Source organism: Virgibacillus sp. M23 (genome assembly GCF_034190895.1).
Taxonomy (GTDB): Bacteria; Bacillota; Bacilli; order Bacillales; family Amphibacillaceae; genus Virgibacillus; species Virgibacillus salarius.
In genome coordinates this window covers 101,004-127,444 of sequence record NZ_JAWDHA010000004.1, presented here as the reverse complement: position 1 = coordinate 127,444, position 26,441 = coordinate 101,004, and the positions used below count along the sequence as shown (strand labels likewise).

At 36.7% G+C, this 26,441-nt stretch carries 24 protein-coding genes; 10 read left to right on the top strand and 14 right to left on the bottom strand.

The genetic code is table 11. The features are described 5' to 3' along the window. Positions 1-3 precede the first annotated feature (3 nt). The gene (locus RVS70_RS02895) at positions 4-591 is read right to left on the bottom strand and encodes a DeoR family transcriptional regulator (protein ID WP_026682188.1); all 588 of its coding nucleotides are present in this window, start codon (positions 589-591) and stop codon (positions 4-6) included. Between the two features lie 251 nt (positions 592-842). Between RVS70_RS02895 and RVS70_RS02890 the strand changes: the two genes are divergently transcribed. The 5 genes from RVS70_RS02890 to RVS70_RS02870 all read left to right on the top strand — a co-directional run bounded on the left by RVS70_RS02890 (position 843) and on the right by RVS70_RS02870 (position 6,496). Further along, positions 843-1,640, top strand: a complete 798-nt coding sequence (locus RVS70_RS02890) for a cytochrome c oxidase assembly protein (protein WP_321132480.1) — start codon at positions 843-845, stop codon at positions 1,638-1,640. Positions 1,641-1,802: 162 nt separating this feature from the next. Continuing rightward, complete coding sequence (locus RVS70_RS02885) at positions 1,803-2,669, top strand: SDR family oxidoreductase (protein WP_026682190.1); 867 nt, start codon at positions 1,803-1,805, stop codon at positions 2,667-2,669. Between the two features lie 161 nt (positions 2,670-2,830). Then, positions 2,831-3,922 (top strand): endospore germination permease, encoded by a 1,092-nt coding sequence (locus RVS70_RS02880; RefSeq protein ID WP_321132479.1) that lies wholly within the window; start codon positions 2,831-2,833, stop codon positions 3,920-3,922. Continuing rightward, entirely contained in the window at positions 3,909-5,366 is a 1,458-nt protein-coding gene (locus RVS70_RS02875; protein WP_026682192.1) for a spore germination protein, read from the top strand. The genes RVS70_RS02880 and RVS70_RS02875 overlap by 14 nt, the downstream gene beginning before the upstream one ends. Further along, on the top strand, positions 5,366-6,496 hold the full coding sequence (locus tag RVS70_RS02870) for a Ger(x)C family spore germination protein (protein ID WP_121604985.1): 1,131 nt from the start codon (positions 5,366-5,368) through the stop codon (positions 6,494-6,496). The genes RVS70_RS02875 and RVS70_RS02870 overlap by 1 nt, the downstream gene beginning before the upstream one ends. 167 nt (positions 6,497-6,663) lie before the next feature. On the opposite strand, the gene RVS70_RS02865 is transcribed toward RVS70_RS02870, so the two are convergent. Continuing rightward, positions 6,664-7,437: an aminoglycoside adenylyltransferase domain-containing protein gene (locus RVS70_RS02865; RefSeq protein WP_121604984.1), complete on the bottom strand. Its 774-nt coding sequence runs from the start codon at positions 7,435-7,437 to the stop codon at positions 6,664-6,666. A 99-nt stretch (positions 7,438-7,536) separates the two neighbouring features. Here RVS70_RS02865 and RVS70_RS02860 point away from each other — a divergent pair, with 99 nt between their 5' ends. Continuing rightward, positions 7,537-8,082 carry a GNAT family N-acetyltransferase gene (locus tag RVS70_RS02860; RefSeq protein ID WP_026682195.1) on the top strand — a complete coding sequence of 182 codons (546 nt, stop codon included), beginning with the start codon at positions 7,537-7,539 and terminating at the stop codon, positions 8,080-8,082. A 164-nt stretch (positions 8,083-8,246) separates the two neighbouring features. Here the strand turns inward: RVS70_RS02860 and RVS70_RS02855 are convergent, their stop codons facing one another. After that, positions 8,247-9,020, bottom strand: a complete 774-nt coding sequence (locus RVS70_RS02855) for a class I SAM-dependent methyltransferase (RefSeq protein WP_121604983.1) — start codon at positions 9,018-9,020, stop codon at positions 8,247-8,249. Positions 9,021-9,460: 440 nt separating this feature from the next. Here RVS70_RS02855 and RVS70_RS02850 point away from each other — a divergent pair, with 440 nt between their 5' ends. Next, a complete protein-coding gene (locus RVS70_RS02850; RefSeq protein ID WP_051388388.1) occupies positions 9,461-10,942 on the top strand; it encodes a multicopper oxidase family protein in 1,482 nt (493 codons plus the stop codon). A 222-nt stretch (positions 10,943-11,164) separates the two neighbouring features. Here the strand turns inward: RVS70_RS02850 and RVS70_RS02845 are convergent, their stop codons facing one another. From RVS70_RS02845 to RVS70_RS02835, 3 genes are all read right to left on the bottom strand, one after another. After that, positions 11,165-11,848, bottom strand: a complete 684-nt coding sequence (locus RVS70_RS02845) for a hypothetical protein (protein WP_051388383.1) — start codon at positions 11,846-11,848, stop codon at positions 11,165-11,167. 83 nt (positions 11,849-11,931) lie between these two features. Then, positions 11,932-13,305: an alkaline phosphatase gene (locus tag RVS70_RS02840; RefSeq protein ID WP_240455738.1), complete on the bottom strand. Its 1,374-nt coding sequence runs from the start codon at positions 13,303-13,305 to the stop codon at positions 11,932-11,934. A gap of 228 nt (positions 13,306-13,533) precedes the next feature. Beyond that, the gene (locus RVS70_RS02835; RefSeq protein WP_321132478.1) at positions 13,534-14,787 is read right to left on the bottom strand and encodes a YeeE/YedE family protein; all 1,254 of its coding nucleotides are present in this window, start codon (positions 14,785-14,787) and stop codon (positions 13,534-13,536) included. A gap of 369 nt (positions 14,788-15,156) precedes the next feature. Between RVS70_RS02835 and RVS70_RS02830 the strand changes: the two genes are divergently transcribed. The 3 genes from RVS70_RS02830 to RVS70_RS02820 all read left to right on the top strand — a co-directional run bounded on the left by RVS70_RS02830 (position 15,157) and on the right by RVS70_RS02820 (position 17,465). Continuing rightward, positions 15,157-15,294: a hypothetical protein gene (locus tag RVS70_RS02830; protein ID WP_162986396.1), complete on the top strand. Its 138-nt coding sequence runs from the start codon at positions 15,157-15,159 to the stop codon at positions 15,292-15,294. A 522-nt stretch (positions 15,295-15,816) separates the two neighbouring features. Beyond that, positions 15,817-16,866 carry a C45 family autoproteolytic acyltransferase/hydolase gene (locus RVS70_RS02825; RefSeq protein WP_166529949.1) on the top strand — a complete coding sequence of 350 codons (1,050 nt, stop codon included), beginning with the start codon at positions 15,817-15,819 and terminating at the stop codon, positions 16,864-16,866. 80 nt (positions 16,867-16,946) lie between these two features. Next, complete coding sequence (locus RVS70_RS02820) at positions 16,947-17,465, top strand: spore coat protein (RefSeq protein WP_026682201.1); 519 nt, start codon at positions 16,947-16,949, stop codon at positions 17,463-17,465. Between the two features lie 105 nt (positions 17,466-17,570). On the opposite strand, the gene RVS70_RS02815 is transcribed toward RVS70_RS02820, so the two are convergent. From RVS70_RS02815 to RVS70_RS02780, 8 genes are read right to left on the bottom strand one after another with little or no spacing between them, the layout of a single operon-like run. Continuing rightward, positions 17,571-18,863 carry an alpha-L-fucosidase gene (locus RVS70_RS02815; RefSeq protein ID WP_121604981.1) on the bottom strand — a complete coding sequence of 431 codons (1,293 nt, stop codon included), beginning with the start codon at positions 18,861-18,863 and terminating at the stop codon, positions 17,571-17,573. Positions 18,864-18,875: 12 nt separating this feature from the next. Beyond that, positions 18,876-19,565 (bottom strand): copper homeostasis protein CutC, encoded by a 690-nt coding sequence (locus RVS70_RS02810; protein ID WP_026682203.1) that lies wholly within the window; start codon positions 19,563-19,565, stop codon positions 18,876-18,878. After that, positions 19,562-20,947 (bottom strand): leucyl aminopeptidase family protein, encoded by a 1,386-nt coding sequence (locus RVS70_RS02805; RefSeq protein WP_166529948.1) that lies wholly within the window; start codon positions 20,945-20,947, stop codon positions 19,562-19,564. Before RVS70_RS02805 ends, RVS70_RS02810 begins: the two co-directional genes overlap by 4 nt. Before the next feature lie 59 nt (positions 20,948-21,006). Then, entirely contained in the window at positions 21,007-21,978 is a 972-nt protein-coding gene (locus RVS70_RS02800; RefSeq protein ID WP_026682204.1) for an ABC transporter ATP-binding protein, read from the bottom strand. Beyond that, entirely contained in the window at positions 21,978-22,964 is a 987-nt protein-coding gene (locus RVS70_RS02795) for an ABC transporter ATP-binding protein (protein ID WP_200862567.1), read from the bottom strand. The genes RVS70_RS02800 and RVS70_RS02795 overlap by 1 nt, the downstream gene beginning before the upstream one ends. Before the next feature lie 16 nt (positions 22,965-22,980). Beyond that, positions 22,981-23,868 (bottom strand): ABC transporter permease, encoded by an 888-nt coding sequence (locus tag RVS70_RS02790; RefSeq protein ID WP_034679379.1) that lies wholly within the window; start codon positions 23,866-23,868, stop codon positions 22,981-22,983. A 23-nt stretch (positions 23,869-23,891) separates the two neighbouring features. Continuing rightward, positions 23,892-24,812, bottom strand: a complete 921-nt coding sequence (locus tag RVS70_RS02785) for an ABC transporter permease subunit (protein ID WP_166529947.1) — start codon at positions 24,810-24,812, stop codon at positions 23,892-23,894. A gap of 55 nt (positions 24,813-24,867) precedes the next feature. Beyond that, positions 24,868-26,433, bottom strand: coding sequence for a glutathione ABC transporter substrate-binding protein (locus RVS70_RS02780; RefSeq protein ID WP_121604977.1), 1,566 nt, complete (start codon positions 26,431-26,433; stop codon positions 24,868-24,870). Positions 26,434-26,441 lie beyond the last annotated feature (8 nt).

The window sequence follows — 26,441 nt, the reverse complement described above, 5'->3', positions numbered from 1 at the left end:
AGACTAGTGCTTCCCACCACAAGTTGTATTACCATTCATTTTTTCAAATAAAGCTTTTTTAGCTGCTTGGAAGGCATATACTTCCCCTCCAAAACCCTTGACAAATTTTTCGGCATGCTCTTTCCATTCAAAAGTTAAAACCTGCGGTTGACAGCATCCCATATGTAATGTTGTATCCATTACAAACCAAGCTGAGGGTGCACTTATAGTTGTCTGTCTAAAAAAGTCTGGGCAAATCGCTTGAATTACCTTATCTCCCAATTGTTGATGTCGCAATAATCCGCAGTGAGCACAGCAGGCCATTTCGATTTTATCATTAGATAAGATTAAACGATAAGCTAGCCTATCATTATTTTTCCGGCTACAAAATACACAAGCATCATGACTAGTGTTCGTTTCCTGATGCTCCGTATGTACTAAAGAAATTCCTCCAAATGTTTTCTTAACAATCCCCTGATCTAATAGTCCCTTCACATCACGATGTATTGTCATTTCTGAGACACCAAATGTTTTACTTAATTCAGCTATTTTTAGATTCTTTTTTTCATAGATAAGTTTTTTTATGCGATTTTGACGCTCCAACGGCAGCATTATTTACCTCCCCCCTTACATAACATCATTTAACATCTTATAACAAAATATATCATGTGTAATCGGAATCATCAATGTAATTTCTTTGAATTATTTGTGAATAATTTATGTACTTTATGAATAGAATTATCTATTAGTCAATTCACGAATTCATTGCAAACTTAACACATTCTACTATAGTTTTCCTTCCTTTATCTGTGAGTATTTGTTAATTTATAATAAATGCCTTACGAATCTAAAGGAGAGATAAAATGAGTATCGAGATGTTACTTGTTGGCCAGCAGTGGAATATACCATTATTATGCGCACTCATATTAATAGTCATTGGATATATTCTATTATTCATAAAGAAAAGGTTAACAATAAATACGAAGTCTCAGCCTATATTATTAATCTTCTCCCTATGCCTCTTCTATCTAACCATAGGTAGTCCATTATCAGCAATTAGCCATTTTAACTTTAGTTTTCATATGATTCAAATGAGTATCGTCTATTTTATTATCCCGCCGTTGTTTATACGAAGTAGTCCTAAACTACACGTCCGTACTAGGAATAGCTTTTTAGGTATCCAAATTCGACTAAACATGAAATTGCTAACGATATCAGCACTTCTCCTTTTTGCTATCTTATTTTTTCTGTATCACTTACCTGTTGTCATGCAGTTTATATTCAAATACCCTATGATTCGTATACCATATTTAGTTGCACTTTTCATTTTAGCTTTTTTCATGTGGTGGCCATTAGCTAGTACCAAAGCTAAGATTTACTTTGACCAAAAGCAAAAGCGGAAATTCGTATTATTAAGTGCTATGATCCTAATGCCTGCATGTATGATATTTATTATTAGTGCATTATTTAATGGGATGCATCATCCATTTCTAAATCATGTTACCACCCAACTATGTATTCCTCCAACAGTGGATCAAACAAGTGTGGTACCTTTCTCTTTCGATACACGCATAGATCAAGGAATCGCAGGATTTTCGATGCTTGGAATTCACAAAATTGGGTTAAAGTTGTCCACTCATTTGAATAAGCACTGTAGTTAATCAAATCCCATCGCTTCATTGTTGCCCTACCATCTCTGCTTAAACCTATGGAACTGGTTTTCCTAACAATGTCGTTCTCTCTACAATTTCGAACAATGTTGACATTAGGTGTCATATTTAACCGTTACACTAACAGTATATCAATTTGAAAGGAGTAATAAGATGGGAAATTTGACAGGGAAAGTTGCCATTGTTGCTGGCGGAACAAGAGGAGCAGGACGTGGTATTGCTATCCAGTTAGGGGAAGCAGGAGCTACAGTTTATGTAACAGGAAGGACTACGAATAACCATACTTCACCTATGCAACGATCAGAAACTATCGAGCAAACAGCAGCGTTAGTTAGCCAAGCGGGTGGCTGCGGCATCGCTGTTAAAACTGATCATACAAAGGAAAAACAAGTCAAATCCTTATTTCAAAGAATTGAACATGAACAGGGTCAACTGGACATTCTTGTGAATGACATTTGGGGCGGAGATCCGTTAACAGAATGGGGGAAAACTATAGGAGATCATGATTTGTCCGATGGGTTACAGTTGCTGCAACAAGCAGTACAATCACATATTATTACTTCACATTATGCTATTCCACTATTAAAGAAAGCACCTCAAGGAATAATGATCGAAATCACTGATGGGACAGATTATTCCTATCGAGGGAACTTCTATTATAGTCTAGCTAAGATCTCAAACATTCATATGGCACAAGCGATGGCCACTGACTTAAAGGAAGATTCGATTATAGCACTGGCTGTTACTCCAGGGTTTCTGCGCTCCGAGGCAATGCTAGATTTATTTCAGGTTACGGAAGATAATTGGCAGGATGGTGTTAAAAGCGATAAACACTTTATAGCATCTGAAACACCTTTTTACATCGGTAAAGCGATTAGGCATTTAGCAACAGATCCTGATGTTGGTCGTTTTTCGGGTAAAACACTATCTACCTGGCAATTATCCGATATTTACAATTTTACGGACAGGGATGGCAGTAAACCACATTGGGGTAACTACTATCATAAGCATATAAAATGATAAGGGGAAACTTCAATCAATGGAAGTATTACTGCCAGTTATATGCGGATAAAAATGCCAAGCTAGTAGTTAACTACTGGTTTGGCATTTTAGCATGAATAAACTTTGCTAATATCCTCACAATATGATTATCATCATTAACACGGGTTGGGGGATTATAGATGGGTAATATTACAATTTCACAATTAATGGCTATTTTCTTGTTAAGCACAGGCTTAAGCAACCATGTTATTGTGATACCAATCTTAATTAACGCGACTGGCCGAGACGCTTGGATTAGTGTGCTAATTGGTTATAGCCTCCTTCTAGCCCTTTCCCCATTGTTCCTTTATGTTACAAAGCAGTTTCAAGATCAATCGCTATTTCAATGGTTATCTTCTACCTATTCTAAAACGCTAAGTTATGGTATTGCTATTTTAATTGTTATATTTCTTCTAATTATGGGCTGGATAACCTTAAAGGAAACCGTTATGTGGACAGATGAAACGTATTTGTTTTTTACACCAATCCTTGTTATCACCTTGTTTACTTTAGGCGCATCGCTCTATATATCTTATTGTAAGCTAAACGTTATTGGTATCTGCGCAGGCGTTCTGCTACCTCTAGTAATTCTTTTCGGTATGTTCGTAGCAATTGGTACTATTCCCGATAAAAACTACCGACTTGTGGCACCAGTACTGGTTGAAAATGGATGGGGAGACGTCCTCCACGGTGCTTTGTTCGCATTTGGTTCCGTTATTGAATTATTTTTATTGTATTTACTTCAACATCAGGTTACAAAATCAATCCAATTCAAGCATTTAGTTTTTCTTATCTTATTTTTATCTATCTTAACTACCGGCCCCTTACTTGGGACAATAGCTACTTTTGGCGTTGAAGAGGCAGCAAAAATTCGTTATCCAGCCTTTTTTCAATGGAGAATTGTTGGTATTGGAAACTATTTTAACCATCTGGATTTTTTATCTATTTACCAATGGTTATCTGGCGCTTTTATCCGTTTAACTATCATCTTATATCTCATTACCCAAGCCTTTAACATTACTAATAAAAAGAAACGGCTATTTATACAAACTTTTATCTGCTTCATCTATTTACTGTTTATGTTAGCCCCTATTTCGGATGAGGCATTTTTGAAGTTTTTATCTAACTATTATTACTTGGGCAGCAGTATCTTTGGTGTTGTAATCACTTGCACGATCGCACTCCTGATTAAATTATCGAAGAATAGGATGTCTATACATGCGAAAAAATAAAAAGCAATCAAAAGAAAACTATATACGAGACTTATTTCGAGATTCTTCGGATGTCTCCATTGAAAACCATCTCTTATATAATCCAAAGCAAAAAGAACCGATGTTAGTGATTTACTGCAACGGTATGATTGAACATAGTTTATTAATAAACAGTATTTTACCTGAAATACAAGAAAATTATTATCATAATGGTCTAAAGGGTGTAGAACATATAAACTGCTCAAAAAAAATAAAGTGGTCTAAAGATGAGGTCAATATCGGTCAAACCCTTCCAGAAAAAATATTTAACGGCTATTCAGCATTCATAATATCAGACCATATTTATTTCTTTGATACTTCGAATCCACCAAAGCGTTCACCTGAAGAGTCGAATGCAGAAGTATCTTTACGTGGACCTAGAGATGCATTTATTGAGGACATAAGCTCTAACGTAGCACTAGTTCGCAAGCGCTTAAAGACCAACTCGCTTACTTCAAAATCATTTGTAATTGGAAAAAGAAGTAATACGAAGGTAGAATTAGTTTATTTTAGCGATATCCAAAATAAAGATATGATAAATGAAGTTACAAAAAGGCTCAATCATATAGATATTGATATCTTGTTAAGTGATAATCAGTTATTAGGTATTCTTGGTGAATCTCATTATTCCTTATTTCCCCTTATGCAATCAATATCTCGTCCAGATGGTGTTGTAAGTAGCTTAGCAAGAGGTAGGTTCGCCATTTTTATTGATAATGTACCAAATGTAATTATTGCTCCTGGCAACTTAGGATTATTTTTAAATACTTCTGAGGATGAGCATACACCGTATTATTATGCTACGTTTGAATTGTTTCTTAGACTTGTTGGGTTTATGCTGTCTATCTTCTTACCAGCTTTTTGGGTATCGCTATCTGCTTATAATGTTGACCAGATACCATTTCCACTATTAGCTACAATTGCTGCTTCAAGATTAGGTATTCCATTCAATACGACAGTAGAGTTACTCTTAATGCTTGGATTATTTGAATTATTTAGAGAAGCAGGAGTAAGATTACCGAAACCAGTTGGTCAAACCGTAGCCGTAGTAGGTGGTCTCATCGTAGGAGATGCAGCCATTCGTGCCGGTTTAACCTCTCCAACGATGCTAGTTATTTCATCTATTACGGCAGTTGCTACGTTTACATTAGGAAATCAGGCACTCTTTGGCACTGTTTCCATAATTAGAATCGGATCGATTCTTCTATCATCCTTATTTGGTATGTTTGGATTTTTCATTAGTGTTTTCCTTACACTTGGCTACCTTGCAAAACTCGAATCATTTGGTGTTCCTTATTTAAGCCCAGTTTCTCCTTTCTCTAAAAAAGATTTTGTGAAAGCCGTCGTAAAAGACCCTGTTGTTAAACAAAATGAACGAGCATTAATTTTGGATACGAATGATGCAGACAGGCAGGCTGATAAATAATGAAGCGTATCAAAAAATTACTTTTAATTAGTTTCTTATTACTTGTTTTAAGTGGTTGTTGGGATGAAAAAGAAATTGGCGAGGTTAATTACGCAACCGCTATGGCAATTGACTATCAAGATGAAAACTATATTATTTATGTGCAAATTTTAGACTTTTCCAATGTAGCAAAGCAAGATGTTAATAAACCCGCTCAGCAAGTTCCTCTTTACATTGGTAGGGCTAAAGGGAAAACAGTTAATGATGCTGTTAATAATTTATATCATACGTCACAGCAAATGATTAATTGGGCACATGTTGGTGCTGTTATTTATACGCAATCTGTAATTGAGAAAGGAGTTACGCGTGCGGAGCAGTCATTACGAAAAAACGGGCAATTTCGTTACACTCCTTGGATGTTTGGAACAAAAGAATCGATTGACGATATCCTAAGTGCTACAGGATTTTTTCAACTACCACCTGTCTACACCATTTTATATAAGCCCACGGATACGTATACTATTAACTCCTACATTAGGCCGATCCGCATGCATAAATTTGTTTCCATCTACAAAGAGCCTGGAGGAACGGCATTATTACCTGCTCTTTCTATCGATGAAACAGATTGGAAGGAATCTGTCGTAGAACCTAAGCCTAAAAAGACATTAAAGGTGAATGGTGTATTTCCCATTCATAATGGGAAGGGCAAGGAATGGTTATCCCATGATGAACTACCAGGACTTCGCTGGACCAATAATGATACGAAAAATACAACAATAGATGTTGTAGAAGATGATCAAATTAAAGGAACAGTTCGAATTATGAAGCCCCATGTGGAATTTAGTGTAGAGAAAAAGGGAAGCGATTTTCAATTTTCCATCCATGTGAAAGCTGTAGGGTCACTTTCTGACATGGAGGAGCAACTTTCAGTCAAGAAAATTGAAAAATTAGTAAAGAAACAAATAAAAAAAGAAATAACCGAAACATACTTAAATGGTATTAATAAAGGAGTTGACGTATATAACATTAAGAATAAGCTATTCCATCAACGAGTTAAACCAAAAGATTTAGCCAAGTATCCATTAAAAGCTGAATCACTTCATAAGATTACGGTTGATTTCCATCTAGAGACAAAGGGAGTATATGAATAAGGTAAGCCAATGATAATGTATTGCTATTGCTATTTTAACGAAGTTAAAAAACTGTAATCTATTGGGAAGTGTTTATGTTGTATAATATTTTTTAATTGCTCTCCATAAGCACTCCCGCTTGTATATGCCTTTTCTTTGTATTTCTTTTCTACATTAGTGGTAAGCATTTACGTTATGTTCTCCAATTGTCTATCAATAGCACGAAGCATATATGCAGCAAATAACTGTAATGCAGAAACATCCCATGCATGTTTTTGCTTATTTAAAGAATAATCAGCTAAGGAATGAGCTACTACCATATGTAAATCCTCTCTTTCATCAGCTAGCTGTGCTAACATCCATTCACCTGCTTCTTGCTTAGACGATACAACACTTTCCCTCAAGTAATAAAGTACACGACATAAATTCAGACTATAATAAACAGGTGCGTTACGAATTTCAATATAGGCATCTTCGATATCCTTCATAATGGAAGAAAGGTATATTGTATGATCAATGGCAGGAAAAGCTAGCTGCTTAGCTTCACCAAATAATGTAACTCCTCGTTCAAGGGTTACGACAATGTGCGCTGCTAAATCATAGTCTTTACCATTAGCACATAGGTAGTTTTCATTCTGTAAATAATAATGTTTATGGTCCATGGAATAATGTAATTCAAAAGGAGTTGGATATAAAAAAGGGTATAAGGTGGATTGCAACATCATACTCATTTCTATACGTACAGCAAACCTATCTTCTAAGTCGATCAATTGTTTAATTATATGCTTCTTTTCATCCAACGATAGTTGTTTTCCCACAAGAACTAATAGATCTATATCGCTATGAAGCGGATTATAACACCCCATAGCTAACGAACCATGTAAATAAATACCATCTAGTTTTTCCCCTAAACATGTTTGGAAAGCATGAACAATGTTTTGCAACGTTTCATCCATATTCATAAAGATCTCCCCCTAACTGCCATCCATTCCGTTACAATAGAAGTAGTTAAAGCTTAGCATGCAGAGCATGTTAGGTAAATAGGAAAGGAGAAAGCGACTATGTTTTATCATCAGCTGAGCCCTGAAGCAGGTTTACAATTGTTAGAACACCGTCATGCAAACCAATTATTTTATTTAACCGATCAATCAAGAAATCATCTTCGAAAATGGCTACCATGGATTGATCAAACACAGACTGTCGAACATTCCTTAGCCTTCATTGACAGTGCACTGAAACAGTTCAGCAATAATACGGGGTTACACTTAGGAATATGGTATAAGGGAGAATTAGCTGGAGTGATTGGCCTTCATCATATTGATTGGGGAAATCGCTCTACATCAATTGGTTACTGGCTAGGGGAAAAGTTTCAAGGAAAAGGATTAATTACAAGTGCATGCAAAGCTATAATCAACTATTGCTTCTTAGAGTTACAATTAAATAGAATCGAAGTTCGGGTAGCAACGAAGAATATTAGAAGTGCCGCTATTCCGCAGCGACTTGGTTTTCATAGAGAAGGACAATTAAGAAAAGCAGAGTGGCTGTATGATACATATGTGGATCATTATGTATATAGTTTGATTAAAGATGATCTCTCGTCTCATTAACTATATAACCTTTTGTCCGTAAGCCGGCTGTTCTTTATAATTAATTGTGTTATTAGGCAGAAGGAAACGATACATTTCCTTCTACGGAGTATAAGCATGCATATTGGATAATTCTAAAAGAATCGGTGAGAACGTTCATCGATTCTTTTATGAGTATATATTATTTATTTTACTGCCTTCCAGATCGTCCAATAATCTACTTCCGTAATTTCTCCTGCTGTTTTTAAAGTTGTATTTAAATAGGATATAAATTTTTCAATTTCTTGATCAGACAGTTGATAAAGAATACTTTTCCCATTTCTTCTTCTAATATCCGTAAATAAAAGTTCTTTAGAAGGGTATATTTTTCTAGTTTCCTTCAATTGTAGCTCTTCGATATCTTTAAATCCCGCATCTTTTAATGAATTTATAATCACATCACTCGAGAATCGTCTTTTTTCTTCATAATTAATTAACCGGGGAAATAGCGAATATAACCACCCTCTAATATGTTTAGTATCGCCATCTCTCAAGCAATCGCTTATCGTCCTATCTTGAATAAGGTACACTCCATCTTTTTGTAAAATTCGATATGCCTCACGAAAGCAAGCCGGTAAATCCTTCAAATGATGAATGAGCGCTCTTTGTAGAACGAGGTCAACGCTACTTTCTTGTAAACCTGTACTATACGCATTACCTTTTTTAAATGATAGTTGTGAATAATTCTGACAATTCTGCTTGGCAGCTGTTAACATTACATCTGAAAAATCAATACCAATAACGGTGGGTATGCCCATTTCTGCCAACGCTTTGGCATAAATTCCGCCACCACAACCAATATCAGCAGCACGAATACGTGAAGCAGGTTGATTCATTAAAGTTGTTACAATATTTATCCATGAAGAATCTGCTTCTCTCGTTGCATACATCTCTTTGTGCTCTAACTCATGAAAATTCATAGTAAACAGCTCCTTATCATCTGCATGTTAATTCAATTGTAGCGTAATAGTCACGATAAATATAATCGTATATTTCTATTTAAATATATAGAGATAATAATCACCATGCATGTAAATGTGTATATAGAGAGTGTGAAACTTCAATCCGTGGAAGGGCGTTTATCCCCCACGGATTGGTAGTACCACAAGGGTATGACCTAAAGTCCTTTAAACCAATCGGACATTTACTGGCAGTTGATCCACACTTACCCATATTGCATTCACTATTGCTTGATGTGAGGATTTTACTGCCAGTTATATGCGGGATAAAATGAAAATGACGAATTAGGAAGAACGCCCAACCTTTACACCATTACTTTACATCTACTGTATTATCACCCGAATTTTGCGAAGGGGGTTCTTATTTGAAGCTAACAAAATTTGTTGATAAATTGCCTATTATGAAATCAATAAAAGGAAAAGATTATTCTTATTTAGAAATAAGGATGGAAGAATTCAGACAAAAACTACATCGTGATTTAAGACCGACAACATTATGGGGATATAACAGACAATTTCCTGGACCTACGATTGATACTGATCAAGGTAATCAAATGCATATTAAGTGGATAAACAACCTTCCTGATAAACATTTACTGCCAGTTGATAAATCCATTCATCATTTAGCTCATCAACCAGAAGTTCGAACAGTAACTCATTTACACGGTAGTGTAACTACCCCAGAAAGTGATGGCTACCCTGAAGCTTGGTTTACAAAGGATTTTAAGAAAGTAGGGCCTGCATTCCAACAGCAAGTGTATCATTATCCAAACAAACAGCGTGCTACAACACTTTGGTATCATGACCATGCTATGGGGATTACGAGATTAAATGTGTATGCAGGACTTGCCGGAATGTACATTATTCGAGGTAAGGAGAGAGAAATGAATATTCCAAACGGTCCTTATGAAATTCCACTCATTATCATGGATCGTACCATTAATGAAGATGGATCTCTTTACTATCCAGCACAGCCTAATAATCCCACTACGAACACACCAAATCCATCTATTTCACCTGCATTTATTGGTGATAAAATACTCGTTAATGGTAAAATATGGCCGTATTTTGAAGTAGAACCAAGGAAATATCGTTTTCGGATTCTTAACGCGTCGAATACAAGGGGATATCAATTATACCTTAGTTCTGGTGCCCCCCTATATCAAATTGGTTCAGACGGAGGTTTTCTCCCCAATACGGTTAAGGCAAATACGATAAATATCGAGCCAGCTGAACGTGTTGATGTAATTGTTGATTTCAGCAAGTATAAAGAGAACTCTATTATTTTGAAAAATGACCTTGGACCCAATGCTGATCCAGATGATGAAACAAACGAGATCATGCAATTTAGAGTGCAACTACCACTAAAACAACGAGACCATACTATTATTCCAACCTACTTATCAACCATACCCTCTCTCAAACAAAATAAAATTAAAGCGGTTCGTAATCTAAAACTCATAGGATTAAATGATGACTACGGGCGACCACTGCTACTATTAGATAATAAAAAGTGGGGAGATCCAATTACTGAGACACCAGAATTAGGCTCAACAGAAATCTGGTCAATCATAAATGTTACCGGTTTCAGCCACCCTATCCATATACACCTTGTTCAATTTCAATTATTAGATAGGAGAGCTTTTGATTTGGCGCACTATAATAAGGATGGAAGGATTATCTACACGGACTCACCTGCTCCTCCTCAGCCAAACGAAAAAGGATGGAAAGATACAATTTCAGCTCCCTCAGCACAGATTACAAGAGTAATAAGTAAATTCGCACCTTATACTGGAAAATACGTTTGGCATTGCCATATTTTAGAGCATGAGGACTATGATATGATGCGGCCATTTAAAGTAATAGATCCTAACAACCAATAGGACGCTTAGAAAACCAGCATATTAATCTATGAAAAAACAAACAGGTTGAAAATAGTTCGTGCTACGAGCTGCTGGGAAAATATTCTTTGCTATCCATGGTAGATAGTGAGCCTTCTTGCGCTAACGTACGAAGAAGGCTCACGAATTCTTTCTACGTTGGAATACCCGTGAATATCTTGAAATTGTCTTACTGCCTGTTAACGTGAGGTAAGCATAGATAATTTAAAACGCCAGTTCCACTTTCTTTCCCTTTTCTATTGCTTGTTGTTTATTGTCTTCATACACATCACTTGTCGTTATTGAAATGGAGTTTAACTGTTCTGGATCTGATTTCTCAAGAATATATGCAAGTTCACCTGTTTTCACCTGTCCAGGTGATAGCTTTCCATGAAGTTCTTGTAGATAAAAATCATCTTCAAAACCCTTTAGTTCCCCTTCACTCGTCTCCAATACCGATACAGGTGCAACATTAATCGTTTGTTCACTTTTGTTCTGAATCTTTACTTGTAGCTTCAAGTAATTAAATCTATCTTCATGATGAGTGAATTGATGGAAGTAATCTATCAAATGAAGAGCAGGTCTATATTCCATCACCTTCAAATTCTTATATGTGAGCTCAATTGGTCCAATTTCTAGTCTTTTACTATCGTCTGTGCTTGCTACTAAAGTAACCTTGCCATCTTCATCTTCATATGTATCACCAATTTCTTTCAATGACCTCGTATCAGGTGCCTGTGGATTATTTATATATTGATCAACTTCTTTCTCTTCCTCTTTTATTGCTTGCATCCCTTTTCCTTTTTGTTCAGAATTTACAGCACCATTTTCTGCTTCCGCGTTTTCATCATGCCTAGCACAACCAAATACAACTAGAATAGCTATCAGCATAAGTAACCATTTAATCATTAATCTAAGCCCCTCCTGCCTCCATTTATGTAAATGATCCCGCTGCTTAAGTAACGGGATCATGGTATACATAGTTATTTAGGTTATGGCTTGGCGCTTCGAATATTTTTTAATATATCCATCACCTTGCGCCCAACCTCATGGTTATCATTTAAGCCAATAAACTGATCTGCCTGTGGACCATAAGCATATACATTTACATCTACACCATCATGTCCGCCAGTTGTCCATCCAGTACCAGAACGCACATCAAAAATTCGTTCAATCGCATTATCAATTTCTGTTGTATCGTCAGTTTCAACCGCTTTTTTTACAGATTCTATTTCTTCCGCTGTTAGATCCAAGTCAATATATTGATCCAAAACCTCTTTAACATCCTTGCCGTCACTAATCTCAGCTGCCATAAAATCAGGAGTACGTTTAGCTGCTCTCAAGGGTGTTGGATCCCATTTATATTCTCCATCGACCCCCATCACTAAACCACCAGTAGAATGGTCAGCAGTAGTGATTACTAACGTCTGCTTGTCTTTTTCTGCAAAATCAATCGCTCTTTCATAAGCTTTCTCAAAGTCTTTCATTTCACTCATCGCACCAACGATATCATTATCATGACCCGCCCAATCTATTTGACTGCCTTCTACCATTAAAAAGAAACCATCTTTGTTTGTGCTCAAGCGATCTATTGCTGTATCCGTCATTTCTTCTAGAGATGGCTGCTCTTGTGGTCGATCAATTGCTTTATCTAGCCCAACCGGAGCAAACAAACCTAAGATTTGCTTATTCGTATCAGCTACTAATTCTTCTCTTGTATTTACATAGCTATATCCGGCATCTTGAAATTCTTCTGCTAGATTGCGATCCTTTCTTTCAAAATAGGAGATACCCCCTCCTAAAATAACATCCACTTTATGCTTACCATCTACTTTTTCATCTATATAATCATCAGCAATATCATTATAATTATGACGTGACTTATCATGAGCTCCAAAAGAGGCTGGAGTAGCATGATTTACTTGTGATGTAGAAACAAGTCCTGTTCTTTTTCCTCTATCTTTTGCTTCTTCTAATACTGTCTTTACTTCATTCTTTTTCATATTAACGGCAATTGCACCATTATATGTTTTAATCCCAGAGGATAACGAAGTTGCAGCTGCTGCTGAATCTGTAATACTCTCTTCTGAATCCCAAGAATAGGTTTGCTGCATTCCCACTAAATGCTGATCAAAAGCAGTTTCCTCCAGATAAGGCGATGGATTATTCTTAAATGACCGATATGCTGTATTGTATGTTGGCCCCATGCCGTCTCCTATCATAAAGATGACATTTTTGACTTTTGCTTGACTAGGATAATGCCTCTTCGCTTCCACCTCTTGACCTGCAGCTATAAAACTACCAAGTACTAAAGAAGTGATAACTGTTAAGGTTAGTAATCTTTTCCCACACCTTTTGTTGATCAAAACAATTCCTCCTCATTTGTATTTGGACTCCATTACAGATTTTACAGAGAAACTATTAATCTATGGTTAAGAGTATATAAGAATAGAGTAAAAATAAAAGGGAAAAAATTCCTGGTCAAAAAGCCACATCACTTTAAGTTTTCTTCTAAGTTCTCTTCAGAAAACAACAAACTGCCGCTTGTAGTGATATCCTATCAAGCGACAGTTTTTAACTTTTACACCATTCATTTAGCAAAAGGAATCCTTTGATTTTGGGACTGATAATCCAAATAATGGTCGAAGGTATAGGGCTAAAAATGTACCAGCTAATGCTAAGATCCCCCAGACATAACCGTGTAGGCTAAAAGAAGCTATCCCTCCAAAATAAGCGCCAATATTACAGCCAAATGCAAGGCGAGCTCCATAGCCCATTAATAGCCCTCCAAGCATAGAAGCTACTACGTTTTTGAAGTTTAATTTTGTAAATTTAAATAACCCACCAGCTGCTGAGGCAAGAAACGCACCAAGAATAACACCTAAATTTAGTACAGTGGTAGAGTCTGTGAATATAGACGATTTTAGTACCTGAGCATTTGCTCCCTGCCAATAGCGCCAACTAGCAACGTCGACACCAAAGAATTGTGCTACCTTAGAACCCCATAGCGCAAATGCTGATGTAATTCCCCATGGAGCTCCACGCGTAAGTAGTGTAAGAGCATTTAATATAGCTAATATGCTAGCTGCTACAAATAATGGCCAAGAACCTCGTAAGATACGTTTCCAACCGTTTGTTGAAGGAACAGGTGCCATCTTAGGTGCTTTTCTTTTTCTTTCCACTTTAAACGTAATCCAAGCGATTAATCCAAATAATGCAATGGATACAATCCAAGCACCACCATACCCAAGTCCTGTTGAGGTTGCTAATGAAATAGGTTCAAAAGCTGGTAATTCTTCTGTCCAAAACAGGAGATGCTTCGCTCCAATGGTGGAACCGATAATAAAGAAAAGTAAGGTTACAAACATGACGGATCGTCCCCCACCAACAGCATATAATGTTCCTGAAGCACAACCACCACCAAGTTGCATCCCTATTCCAAACATGAAGGCGCCTACTAATAGACTTATACCTACTGGTGATACGTAGCCAGCGACTTCTCCACCAAAGAAGGAATGACCAAACGCTAAAATAGGTGCAAATAATGTCACTGCAATTGCTAGCATGAGCATATGTGAACGTAGTGCTTGCCCATTACCTACTGACATAAATCTTCTAAAAGCGGAAGTAAAGCCAAAACGCGCATGGAATAACGTATAACCAAGCAATAGCCCGATTATTAACAGTAACGGCTGAGTAATAGGTTGCTTAGCGAATAAGTAGATTAGCAGAATCGCTCCTACCAGTATCCCCCCAATAATTAAAGAAATTTGTGGTTTATTTAACTTCGTTGTATTTTTAGGAATTGGATCTTTTACTTCTCTGATTGGTTGAATCTTTGTCGACATCCAAAACACCCTTTTCTGATGAAATTAGTCAGATTTATTTCATTATGATAACTGCTATGCAGATTACTGTCAATAATTCGCTATGCATATTGGTCCGAATTTAACGGAGAAGATCTGGATAATAGACCTATTTATTGGTACGATCGAAATAATGAACCTCCATGTAGTAACAGCTTCTCAAATGGCAAAACGTTTATATCACACGAAGAGATTCACTAGCTTTGACTAGAGGAAAAAGCTTAAAAATTAATTCAACATAGTATAATAAAGCGTTATTACGTTATCGTTATCGTTATTTCGTATAGTGATACATAATTTTTTATGCTTTGGGCATCGCTAAACTATCTAAACGAATAAGGAGGTTTTTACATGTCTGAGGAAAACAAAAATCGCAATAAAGATAAGAATAAGCAAAATAACAGAAACAAACATAATAAACAACAGGATCACGTAGAATTTGCAAGTGAGAATGAATTTAATACAATTGAACAGAAAAAACGAAAGTAAATAGAAAAATCGCTATCTGTGGCTGTGACGCAAGAATTTTTAAGCGATGAATAACCCAAACTTCATCTGAATATTTTAGATAAGGTTGGGTTTTTGTTTTGGATCTCGGTAGTTTATTCATCGCTTAGTCAAAATGCTTCGCTTTCCTGTAGGATCTTCAGTCGTACTTTTGCCGTAAGATAAGGAAGCCTTCAGAAGCGATACATCGCAGGCAGAAAAGCGCTCTTCTTTTTCAAGGAGTCTACGTATTTTGACTGCGCATCGTATGAACATTTTTTATCGTTCGGCTTTTGGTTTAGCTATTTTAGTTTCGTCCCAGCCTACTTCTGTTTGTATCATCCTGTAATACGTCAATAGAACTAATTTACTTACGAAATGAATATTTTAGGCTGAAATTACAGCATATCCTTTTGTCCATCTCCAGTTTAAATACGGTGCATATTTATATCTATTTTATAAGATATAAAGTACACTCAACATGCATGATTAATGCGCTATTTATCCAGTAAAGGAGATACGAAAATGAAGACCGTCTTTAGTGACGTTGTAGAATACCGCGGTAGCCATTATGACTTCGGGTATTATCAAGGTGAAATTCTTAAACAAACACCTATTTTAGTTAATCGAAAAAAACAGTGGGAATCACAGAAGCGACGCCATTTCATTATTCAACTTGATACAGTGAAAGAAATGCTCCTTTATTTTGCACCTAGAATATGGGATGAGCTACAAGGTTTAGCCGATGCGTTACAACTGACGATCAAGGAAGCCGTCCAAGATTTTGGTGGCTACTATTTGGAATTTATTAGAAGTGGCTGTTCTATTTTCACAGGATCACATTATATGATTCGCAACTATGATAATGACCCTTCTACTTATGAGGGGCGTTATGTTATGTATCAGCCAAATGATAATGGCTACGCTACCATAGGACCAACTATGCAAATTACTGGGCGCACAGATGGAATTAATGAGAAAGGTCTTGCTATGGGTTATAATTTCATTAATCGAAAAAAATCTGCAGATGGTTTTCTTTGTAATATGATTGGCAGAATTGTGTTAGAAAGCTGCGCTAATCTGGAAGAGGCAATAACATTACTAAAAGAAATACCGCACCGCCACTCCTTTAGTTATGTTTTAATGGATGGGCTCGGGAAGTCCAGCATTGTTGAAGCATCTCCGCGAGCAGTCGCAATACGACAATCCAATATTTGTACAAACCACTTTGAGCACTTAGTAGAAGAGAACCGTTATCGAATGGATGACTCATATCAACGTTATGAAGCAATCTATTCACAGCAGCAGCATGCTGTTGATCCTTATCATGCCTTTCGAATGTTAAATGATACTGATAAAGGCGTGTTTTCTAAGAAATATGGAGCATGGGCAGGAACATTACATACCGCTGCTTATTTTTCTAATGATTTAAAAGCATGGTTTGCGCTTGGCGGAGACAGAAAACCGCTTATTATAGATTTTCAAAAATGGCTGTATGGAAAAGACCTAAACGCAAAGCGAATTAAAGGAGAACTCGATGCCAAAGATCCCTTTGTAAATATGGAATATCTATAGCTATGAAAATGGGACATTGTACATAATCTCGTTCCCTATCATATGGTATAGCATAAAGACGATATGGATGGAGGTATGCAATGGAACGTTTACCAGCTATTGATCTTGGATTAATGTCTGAACATTTAGCTGCACACGAAGGGGAACTTTGTAAATTAAACATGTACTTTGCCATCGCTAATAGTAGCCAGTTAAAAAATATTCTTAAGCTACAATCAAATGTGATGTATGCTCATGTTTTAGTAATGCTTGCATTAATAAATCCTTATCACCAGCAGCCAGTTAAATTACCATCAATGGATAATACCCATTCTGATCAAAATGTAAAACATAGTACAGCCACTAAAAATGATAAATGGATTGCCACTGAAGCCCATACTTCAGCAAAAAGTATGGCAAATGATAATTTTATATCTGCTCTGATGATGCAAGACCAACATGTAAGAGATATTCATGTAGAAATGGCTTTACAACAGTTAAAAATACAAGAAAACTATGAAGATTTTTTAAAGAATATGGGGTGGACATTTGTTCCCTACACCACCAGTGAGGAACAATTAAACACATATTATCATTTCCAACAACTTTTTAATAGGTAACGAAAGATTGCGAGAACAAAATTTTAATTATTGAAAAAATAATTCACAAAATAAAAACCTGTTTGCAAAAAGCAACAGGTTTTTATATAGAAAGAGCGAATTCTCCTATTCACCTAGACAAACCTCGATTACCGGTACAGTTACTTTAGGTTTTATAACAGGTAACTCCAACACTGTCTCGTTTTTAGCAACTACAGGCATATCATGATGGAATATGTTCGAATCTTGATAAACTACTACAGGTACCTCACTATGATCATGAAGAAATCTAGCATATTTCACATTGCCTAAATTTTTCAGATGAATCGTACGAAACGGCCACGAGAATATATGAATAAACAAACGATTCCCCTTTTGAGTAAGTCTACAATCCTGCGGACATTCCATATAGCTTGCACCTGTACCATAAATAGCATCGTGATGATCATTCATCCATGTTTGCAACGCATTCAAAATATCCGTGGAGGCTGAGTCAAAATTCCCCCTTGCTGTAGGTCCAAAATTTAACAGTAAATTACCATCCTTCGAGACGGTATCGATCAAAAGCTTTATGAGCATTTCTGCGGATTTATAATGTAAATTAGTTGGATTGTAACACCAGGTGCCATTTAACGTTTGACATGCTTCCCAAATACGTTTCTTCCCATTATCTGTATATAATGGTTCTGTTGGTTGATATTGCTCTGGTGTATACACTCCTCGATCTAGCCCTAATCGATTATTAAATAGAATATGAGGCTGATAGTTAAGAATCATATTCTCCAATTTTTCAGCTTGCCAATCAGCTGGTCCTTTGCCCTTTGACCAACCCCAATCTCGATCATCGTAGGAAAAATCAAACCAAAAATAATCAATTCTACCATACTTAGTAACAAGCTCTTCTATTTGATTATATAAATACGTTTGATATACAACCATATCTCTTTCTCTCGATCGCTCAGCCTCATCATCACGTTGTGGATGTAGTCCATCAATTGTATAATGTTCATGATGCCAATCAATAAGTGAATGATAAAAACCAATTTTTATATTTTCGTTACGACATGCCGCTACAAATTCAGCTACGATATCTTTCCCATAGGCTGTATTCGTAATTTTATAATCTGTATACGCGCTATCCCATAAACAAAAGCCATCGTGATGCTTCGTTGTTAATACAATGTACTTCATCCCACTTTGTTTTGCCTGAGCAACCCACTCATATGGATCCGCTAAATCTGGATTAAATTGATTTGCAAGCTTTTCATATTCTTTTTTTGCTATTTTATCTTGTGTCATTACCCATTCGTCTTTTGCTTTTAGTGCATATAATCCCCAATGTATAAACATACCAAAACGATCCTGAAGAAACCATGATGGATCCCCGTATCTGTCTGGCCAATCCAACGTAGATGTCATTCATTTTCCTCCCTACCCTTTTACTATTTGTTTTATTTGCTCCATACTTGCTTTATCAAATCCATACTTAAAATCATTGTCTATTCTTACAGCTTTACCAAAATGATAATTATCAGCCTGTACGGCATCATGTATCTCTTTGATATTATATGGCGTTAAACCTGAACCAGGCATAATTTTTGGTCCATTCAAATCTGCTTCCATTTCAACCAATTTTTTTAGCATTTCTTTACCGTTATCGCAATTAGCTGCTCCACCTGACGTTAATACCCTTTTCACATTCTTATAATTGTTCAGCGTGCGGTATGCATCGGTTAACGAAGCTGTTTCATCAAAGGCTCTATGAAATGTAATATCCAAACTAGAATCAATGGTAATTACTTTCTCAAGTATAGTCGTATCCACTTTGTTATCTTCCGTTAACGCACCGAACACTATTCTATTTCCTCCTAAATCCAGTAATTGTTCAATATCAGCACAAATTATTTCCATATCATTGTTTGAATAACAAAAATGATAGCTATGCGGACGTATCATTACTTGGACAGGGATGGATACACTGTTTAACACCTGTTTGATCGTACCGTAGCTGGGAGTCAGTCCTCCTTCATTTATAGCTGATACTAACTCTAATCGATCAGCACCTAATGCTTCTGCTTGGATTGCTTCTATACCGTTATTTACTATTACTTCAAGTTTCATGTCTTATTACCAACCTCTTCTAGAATTAATTCTGTTAACAGGCGTACGCCAAAGCCAGATGCTCCAGAAACATAATAACCTATTTCTCTCCATGGTCTAACTGTATTTGCCATATCTATATGAATCCATTTTTTCTCCTCTTGAATAAAGTTGTTCAGGTACAACGCTGCAGTAATCGCACCGCCGAATTTCGAAGTGCTCATATTCGAAAAATCAGCAGTATTGCTTTGTAAATAATACTGATAATCATTAATAACCGGCATTGGCCACACGTGATCACCAGTTTTGTCACCTAATTCTTTATACTTCCAAAGCTCATTTTCTCGATTACTAAATATACCTGCTACCTTTAGCCCAAGCGCTTGGCCGATGGTACCAGTAAGTGTAGCAATATCAATGATTGTATCTGCACCTAAGTCTTGAACATATAAGATTCCATCTGCTACTATTAGTCTTCCTTCTGCATCTGTATTTCCTACTTCAACAGTAAGCCCATTTCTGTACTTTATCACATCAGAAGGTAAAAAAGCATCTTTACCACAAACATTTTCCACGATCGGTACTGCAGCAGTTACATGAACAGGGCTCTCCATATCAGCTAATAGTTTCATTGCTCCAATGACAGCAGCTGCCCCCCCCATATCCATTTTCATTTCCCCAATATCACTTGCAATCTTACTATTTGTTCCCCCAGAATCAAAAGTAACTCCCTTTCCAACTAACCCTATATGTGATACGTTACTATTCTTTAAAGTGAGAACAGCAAACTTCGGCGAACGAGAACTTCCTTTACCTACTATTGCAGTTGCCTCTAATCCATGCTTTAATAAATCCTCTTCTGATTCTAATATTTCCACATGGACGGGTGAATCATGAAAGATCGATCTAATTTTCTTAACATATGTATTTGGGGTTAATTTATTCGCAGGTTCATTACATAAATCTCTAGCAATACAGACGGCATTGGCACGTACTCTTGCAACTTCAGCGTAATACTCGTAAGCTTGTGTTCCCAGTTGCAGAGAGACTTCGTGCTCTGGTTCACGCATTTGATAGGTGAGGAACGAATACCCAGCTAAATACCACCCCTCCATAAATGAGACGACAATGTCTTTATTCGAATATGAGGTATAATGCTTAAACAGCCTATCAAAGTTTATGGATACACTTGTAATATCATAGGTGTCAATTGCCTTTCTAGTTTCTCCCCCTAAAAAACGGATGTCTTCCATAGTTTTCTCCGTCTTGTTCATACCTACAGTTAAATAAAACGTATTATTCACTTGAATTAAATGCGTTCGTCCATAAAAAATCATTTGTTTTTGAATAATGAATGGGGCTTTTTCATCCAGATTTTCGATCATAACAACATTTATATTCAACACAAAAACTCCTTTTACTCCACAATAAATTTACCTTCCATTTTCCTGCTCCATTCCGTTTAATCAAATAGATGACAAGCAACTTGCTGCTCTTGTTCAATTTGTTTTAATTCAGGCACTTTTTGTTTACAAATATCCATCGCCAACGGACATCTTGTATGAAATTTGCAGCCTACTGGAGGATTGGAGGCGCTTGGAATTTCTCCCTCCAACATGATAGGTTCCCTTTTTTCTTTTGGATCTGGCTTTGGTATGGATGACAATAATGCTTGGGTATAGGGATGCTTGGGGTCTGCAAATATTTGCTTCTTCGTGGCAATCTCTACTAAGCTTCCTAAATACATAACACCAACTCGATCGCTGATATGCTCTACAACACCTAAATCGTGTGAGATAAATAAATACGTAAGCCCAAACTCCTCCTGTAGATCTTTCATCAGATTAAGAATTTGCGATTGAATGGAGACATCTAGTGCTGACACAGGCTCATCCGCAATAATTAGCTCTGGTTTCAGAATGAGAGAACGAGCTATGCCTATTCTTTGACGTTGCCCGCCACTGAATTCATGTGGATATTTTGACAAATGAAATTCACTAATTCCACACTTTTCAAGTAAATCTTTTACTAGTATTTCTTTTTCTTGCTTTGACATTTTTGGATAATGAATCGTTAAAGGTTCCATTAATATATCTTTAACCTTCATTCTTGGACTAAGGGAAGCGTACGGATCCTGAAAGACCATTTGCATCGGTTTTCGATATCGCTTCCATAATTTTTCCGATATATTTGCTACGTTCGTTCCCTGAAAATTTATTTCTCCGGTATCAGCTTTTATCAATCCATTAATAAGTCGGCCAGTCGTAGATTTACCACAACCAGATTCACCTACCAACCCAAATGTTTCCCCCTTTTTAATAAAAAACGATACATCATCTACTGCCTTGACATACTTTTTTTCAACAAACCATTTCTTAGAAAGAGGAAAGTATTTCTTAACATGCTTTACATTTAATAAAATCTCGTTATTCATTATATGTTCACCTCTTTCTGCTGGTCATGATAGAGCCAGCATCGACAAGAATGTCCTTTTTCCTCTAATAAATTTGGTTCCTCCCTTGTACAAATGTCCATAACATCATTACACCTTGCAGCAAATTTGCAGCCTATTGGCATATTTTTTGGATTAGGTACCGTACCTGGAATAGAATACAAGCGTTGATTTCCACTGCCAATTTTAGGAACAGAGTCGATTAATCCCTTTGTATAAGGATGCTTGGGGCTAGCAAATAACGCCTCAACTGTCGAATCCTCTACAACTCTTCCAGCATACATGACAATCACTCGATCACATACTTCCGCGACAACCCCCAAATCATGTGTAATCATTAGTATCCCCATATCGCTTTTTTGCTGAATATCTTTCATTAGATTCAATATTTGAGCCTGAATGGTTACGTCTAATGCCGTTGTTGGTTCATCTGCTATCAGTAAGGACGGTTCACATGAGATGGCCATCGCAATCATCACGCGCTGCCTCATGCCTCCAGACAATTGATGCGGATACTCAGTCATCAGGTCACTTGCACGCGGTATGCCGACAGATTTTAATATATTTATTGCATGTTCATGTGCTTGTTGCTTTGATAGCTTTAGATGTAATTGAATAGATTCTCTTAATTGTTTACCAATTTTCAATACCGGATTTAACGAAGTCATCGGTTCCTGAAAAATCATGGATAACTCCTTTCCACGATACTTTTTCATTTGCTTTTCCGGCAATTGCGTCAAATTTTCCCCTTTATATATAATTTCTCCGTTAATTATTTCACCTGGCGTATCATGTAATAGTCGCATAATGGATAAGGATGTAACGCTCTTTCCGCACCCTGATTCTCCCACTATTCCAACTATTTCACCTTTATTCACATGAAAACTAATTCCATGAACAACAGTTTGCAGCCTGCCTTCATTTTGAAAAGCTGTTTGTAAATTATTCACTTGAAGTAGGCGTTCCATTATACCCCTCCTTTCATTAATCCTTTGTCTTTGGATCCAATACATCACGAAGTCCGTCACCCAATACGTTGAATGCAAGTACGGTAAGAAAAATAATCAACCCAGGAAAGAAGACTAAATGAAATGCTGAATCAATATAATCTCGAGATTTACTCAGCATTGCACCCCAATCAGGTGATGATGGCTCTGCACCCAGTCCTAGAAAACTTAAGCTAGCTGCTGCTAGAATAGCGGTACCTACCTTCATCGTGAAATAAACAATAATTGTTGGAATAGTTTCCGGAAAAATATGCTTCCATATAATACGGCGATTGCTGGCTCCAATAGATCTTGTAGCTTCTACAAACAGCATTTCCTTCGACTCCAACGTTGCACTTCTTACGATTCGAGCAAACGATGGGATACTAAAAAAGGACACGGCTATAACAACATTTTTTAAACCTGGTCCTAAAATGGCTACAATCCCAATTGCCAAAATCAGATCTGGAAAAGCAAATAATACATCACATATTCGCATAATTAAACGATCCATCCATTTACCAAAATAACCACTTATTAAGCCAAGCACTGTCCCTACTATGGCTCCTAATAAAACTGCAGAAATACTTACTGTTAACGAAATTCTTGCTCCTACCGCAAGTCTGCTTAAGATATCTCTCCCAAATGCATCCGTTCCAAATAGATGCTGTAATGATGGTGATTCTAGTAATTTATTATAATCTGGAGCAGCAGGATCATAGGGGACAACATAGGGACCAATTATCATAACAATAACTAAAAATCCAATAAAAAATAGGGAAAACAGCGCTGGCTTCTTTTTACGAAATTCTTTCCAAAAGCTGTATAGACGTCCTTGCCTTTGCTTATCTAACTGTTCCTGTGTTATAGCTTCTGTTTGTATCATACGTACCATATCCCTCCAATCACTTACTCATATCGAATTTTCGGATTCAAAAAGCTATAAATGATATCAACAAGCAGATTCACCAAAATAAACTGTAAGGAAAAAAGTAAAATTTCCGCTTGTACTACTGGGTAATCTCGTATTTGGATGGAATCGATTAGTAATCTACCTAGTCCAGGAAAACTAAAAACGGTTTCTACTACTACTGAACCGCCTAATAAAAATCCAAACTGTAGACCAGCAATTGTTACCACAGGAATCAGAGAATTTTTTAACGCATGCCCAAATATAATTGCATTACCGCCTAGCCCTTTTGCTCTACCTGTTCGGATATAATCTTGTTTCAAGGTATTTACCAATGAAGACCGCGTAAATCTAGCAATCATAGCCATAATTCCTGCACCTAACGCAAACGATGGCATGAGATAACTTTGCCAGCCATCAGCCCCCCCTGTCGGAAGCAGCCCCAATTGTACAGAGAATAGTTGAATAAGAACTAGCCCCACCCAAAAGTTAGGAAGGGAAATACCAGATACTGCTGTAAGCATCCCTAAATAATCCGGCCACTTATTTCGAAAAACAGCAGAAATAATCCCTAATAAAATTCCGACGACAAGTGCCCATCCAATACTCAGAAAGGTCAAACCAAGCGTAGGCATAATTCTTTCTCCTATTAATTCACTGACTGGAGCACCAGACTGGATTGAATAACCTAAATCACCAGATAAAAGACTTTTAAGATAATCAAAATATTGAACGAATAGAGGTTTTTCTAAGCCCAAACTTTCACGAATCTGCTGTACCTCTTCATATGTTGCTTCTTTACCAGCAATTAATCGAGCTGGATCACCAGGTATTAAATGAATAAACATAAAGATAACAAATGAGACGACAAGGACAAGTGGTATTAGTCCAAGCACTCGTTTAATTATGTATTGCCACATATGCTTTAACACCTCCAATAAAGGGAGCTGATAACAACCAGCTCCCGCAGCCTATTTATTTGAATTGCGCGTTTTTAATGCTCACAGAACCGTCAGGTAAAACATAAACACCTTCAAGGTTTTTACGGTGACCTGATAGAATCGTATCTGTTGCTAAAAAGATCCAAGGTGCTTCACGATAAACAGTACTTTGAATATTGGCATAAATTTCCTCCTGTTCATCAATATTGGAAGTTTCATTTGCTACATGAATCCATGTATTTACATCGCTGTTGTTGTAATATGCTGTATTTGCGCCATTTGGTGGGAAGTATTCACTACTAAACAACGAGCGAGTTGCTCCATCAGCATCTCCAGATGAAGGAGACCAGCTTACATACCACATTTGTACCTTTGCATCCTTTGGTGTTTCTGGCGTGTATATTTCATCAGATAGCGTCCCCTCTTCCATTGACTTAATCGTTACATCAATGCCAATCTCGGCCAGCTGTTGTTTAATAAATTCCATGCCTTGAAGTGTTTCTGAGCTTGTATTCCCCCAGATCTCTGCCTCAAACCCATTCTCATAGCCTGCTTCAGTCAATAAGTCCTTCGCTTTTTCTAAATTGAATTCATATGGTTCTTGCTTTGTATAGTATTGTGTTTCCGTTGACATGGTTGAGTCTAATATATTGCCATACCCATTCTTTACTACTTTTATATATGCATCCTTATTCACTGCATAATTCATTGCTTTTCGCACTTTTTCATTATTAAATGGTTCCTTAAATGTATTAATAGAAACGTATCTGGCTATTGTAGATGGTGTTTTTTCAATCACAACGTCGCTATTCGATTCTAATTCTTTTATATCTTGTTGAGGAACAGGATAAACAAAATCCGCCTCTCCTGTTTTTAACATAGCAGCTCTAGAGCCGTTTTCCGGGACCGGCTTAAATGTAACCTTCTCTGCATCGGAATTGGCAGCATTCCAATAATCATTATATTTTTCTAAAACAAGTGAGTCTCCTTGATTCCATTCAATAAATTTAAAGGGCCCTGTCCCAACAGGATGTAACGCGATGTCTTTTTCATCATCCTCAAGTGCTTTTGGACTTATAAAAGGCACCATTGCAAATTTATTTAACATGGCACTGAATGGTTGATTTAATATAAACGCAACTTCATACTCATTTATAACTTCAAGTTTTTCCACATACTGAAGGTTTCTTTTAGCACGTAAATCATTATCCTCATCTATAATACGCTCATAATTAGCTTTTACTGCGTCAGCATTAAAAGGTTCTCCATCATGAAATGTCACGTCTTTTCTTAACTGAAATGTATAGGTTAAAGCATCATCACTCACTTGATAATCTTCAGCTAGAACAGGTTCAATCTCCATATGTTCATTAAAACCTACTAGCCCTTCATACATTGCTCTTGTACCAAAAATTGAAACGGTATCTCCAGCATTTTGCGGATCCAATGTAACAAAATTTTGATCAATTGCAATGGTTAATTCCTTATCACCTTCACCTTTATTTCCTTGATCATTATCACTATTTGCATCTGAAGAACACGCTGATACAACTACTATTATTCCTAGTAATATCATTAGACGTATCCATTTATTTGTCATCGATTGCT

What these genes read in the sequence shown, in the direction of transcription:
- RVS70_RS02850 (WP_051388388.1), top strand. Translation starts at nt 9,461, where the DNA reads ATGAAATCAATAAAAGGAAAAGATTATTCTTATTTAGAAATAAGGATG.
- RVS70_RS02885 (WP_026682190.1), top strand. Translation starts at nt 1,803, where the DNA reads ATGGGAAATTTGACAGGGAAAGTTGCCATTGTTGCTGGCGGAACAAGA.
- RVS70_RS02845 (WP_051388383.1), bottom strand. Translation starts at nt 11,848, where the DNA reads ATGATTAAATGGTTACTTATGCTGATAGCTATTCTAGTTGTATTTGGT.
- RVS70_RS02780 (WP_121604977.1), bottom strand. Translation starts at nt 26,433, where the DNA reads ATGACAAATAAATGGATACGTCTAATGATATTACTAGGAATAATAGTA.
- RVS70_RS02800 (WP_026682204.1), bottom strand. Translation starts at nt 21,978, where the DNA reads ATGAATAACGAGATTTTATTAAATGTAAAGCATGTTAAGAAATACTTT.
- RVS70_RS02795 (WP_200862567.1), bottom strand. Translation starts at nt 22,964, where the DNA reads ATGGAACGCCTACTTCAAGTGAATAATTTACAAACAGCTTTTCAAAAT.
- RVS70_RS02820 (WP_026682201.1), top strand. Translation starts at nt 16,947, where the DNA reads ATGGAACGTTTACCAGCTATTGATCTTGGATTAATGTCTGAACATTTA.
- RVS70_RS02810 (WP_026682203.1), bottom strand. Translation starts at nt 19,565, where the DNA reads ATGAAACTTGAAGTAATAGTAAATAACGGTATAGAAGCAATCCAAGCA.
- RVS70_RS02790 (WP_034679379.1), bottom strand. Translation starts at nt 23,868, where the DNA reads ATGATACAAACAGAAGCTATAACACAGGAACAGTTAGATAAGCAAAGG.
- RVS70_RS02860 (WP_026682195.1), top strand. Translation starts at nt 7,537, where the DNA reads ATGTTTTATCATCAGCTGAGCCCTGAAGCAGGTTTACAATTGTTAGAA.
- RVS70_RS02880 (WP_321132479.1), top strand. Translation starts at nt 2,831, where the DNA reads ATGGGTAATATTACAATTTCACAATTAATGGCTATTTTCTTGTTAAGC.
- RVS70_RS02855 (WP_121604983.1), bottom strand. Translation starts at nt 9,020, where the DNA reads ATGAATTTTCATGAGTTAGAGCACAAAGAGATGTATGCAACGAGAGAA.
- RVS70_RS02830 (WP_162986396.1), top strand. Translation starts at nt 15,157, where the DNA reads ATGTCTGAGGAAAACAAAAATCGCAATAAAGATAAGAATAAGCAAAAT.
- RVS70_RS02890 (WP_321132480.1), top strand. Translation starts at nt 843, where the DNA reads ATGAGTATCGAGATGTTACTTGTTGGCCAGCAGTGGAATATACCATTA.
- RVS70_RS02825 (WP_166529949.1), top strand. Translation starts at nt 15,817, where the DNA reads ATGAAGACCGTCTTTAGTGACGTTGTAGAATACCGCGGTAGCCATTAT.
- RVS70_RS02815 (WP_121604981.1), bottom strand. Translation starts at nt 18,863, where the DNA reads ATGACATCTACGTTGGATTGGCCAGACAGATACGGGGATCCATCATGG.
- RVS70_RS02895 (WP_026682188.1), bottom strand. Translation starts at nt 591, where the DNA reads ATGCTGCCGTTGGAGCGTCAAAATCGCATAAAAAAACTTATCTATGAA.
- RVS70_RS02785 (WP_166529947.1), bottom strand. Translation starts at nt 24,812, where the DNA reads ATGTGGCAATACATAATTAAACGAGTGCTTGGACTAATACCACTTGTC.
- RVS70_RS02870 (WP_121604985.1), top strand. Translation starts at nt 5,366, where the DNA reads ATGAAGCGTATCAAAAAATTACTTTTAATTAGTTTCTTATTACTTGTT.
- RVS70_RS02835 (WP_321132478.1), bottom strand. Translation starts at nt 14,787, where the DNA reads ATGTCGACAAAGATTCAACCAATCAGAGAAGTAAAAGATCCAATTCCT.
- RVS70_RS02865 (WP_121604984.1), bottom strand. Translation starts at nt 7,437, where the DNA reads ATGAATATGGATGAAACGTTGCAAAACATTGTTCATGCTTTCCAAACA.
- RVS70_RS02875 (WP_026682192.1), top strand. Translation starts at nt 3,909, where the DNA reads ATGCGAAAAAATAAAAAGCAATCAAAAGAAAACTATATACGAGACTTA.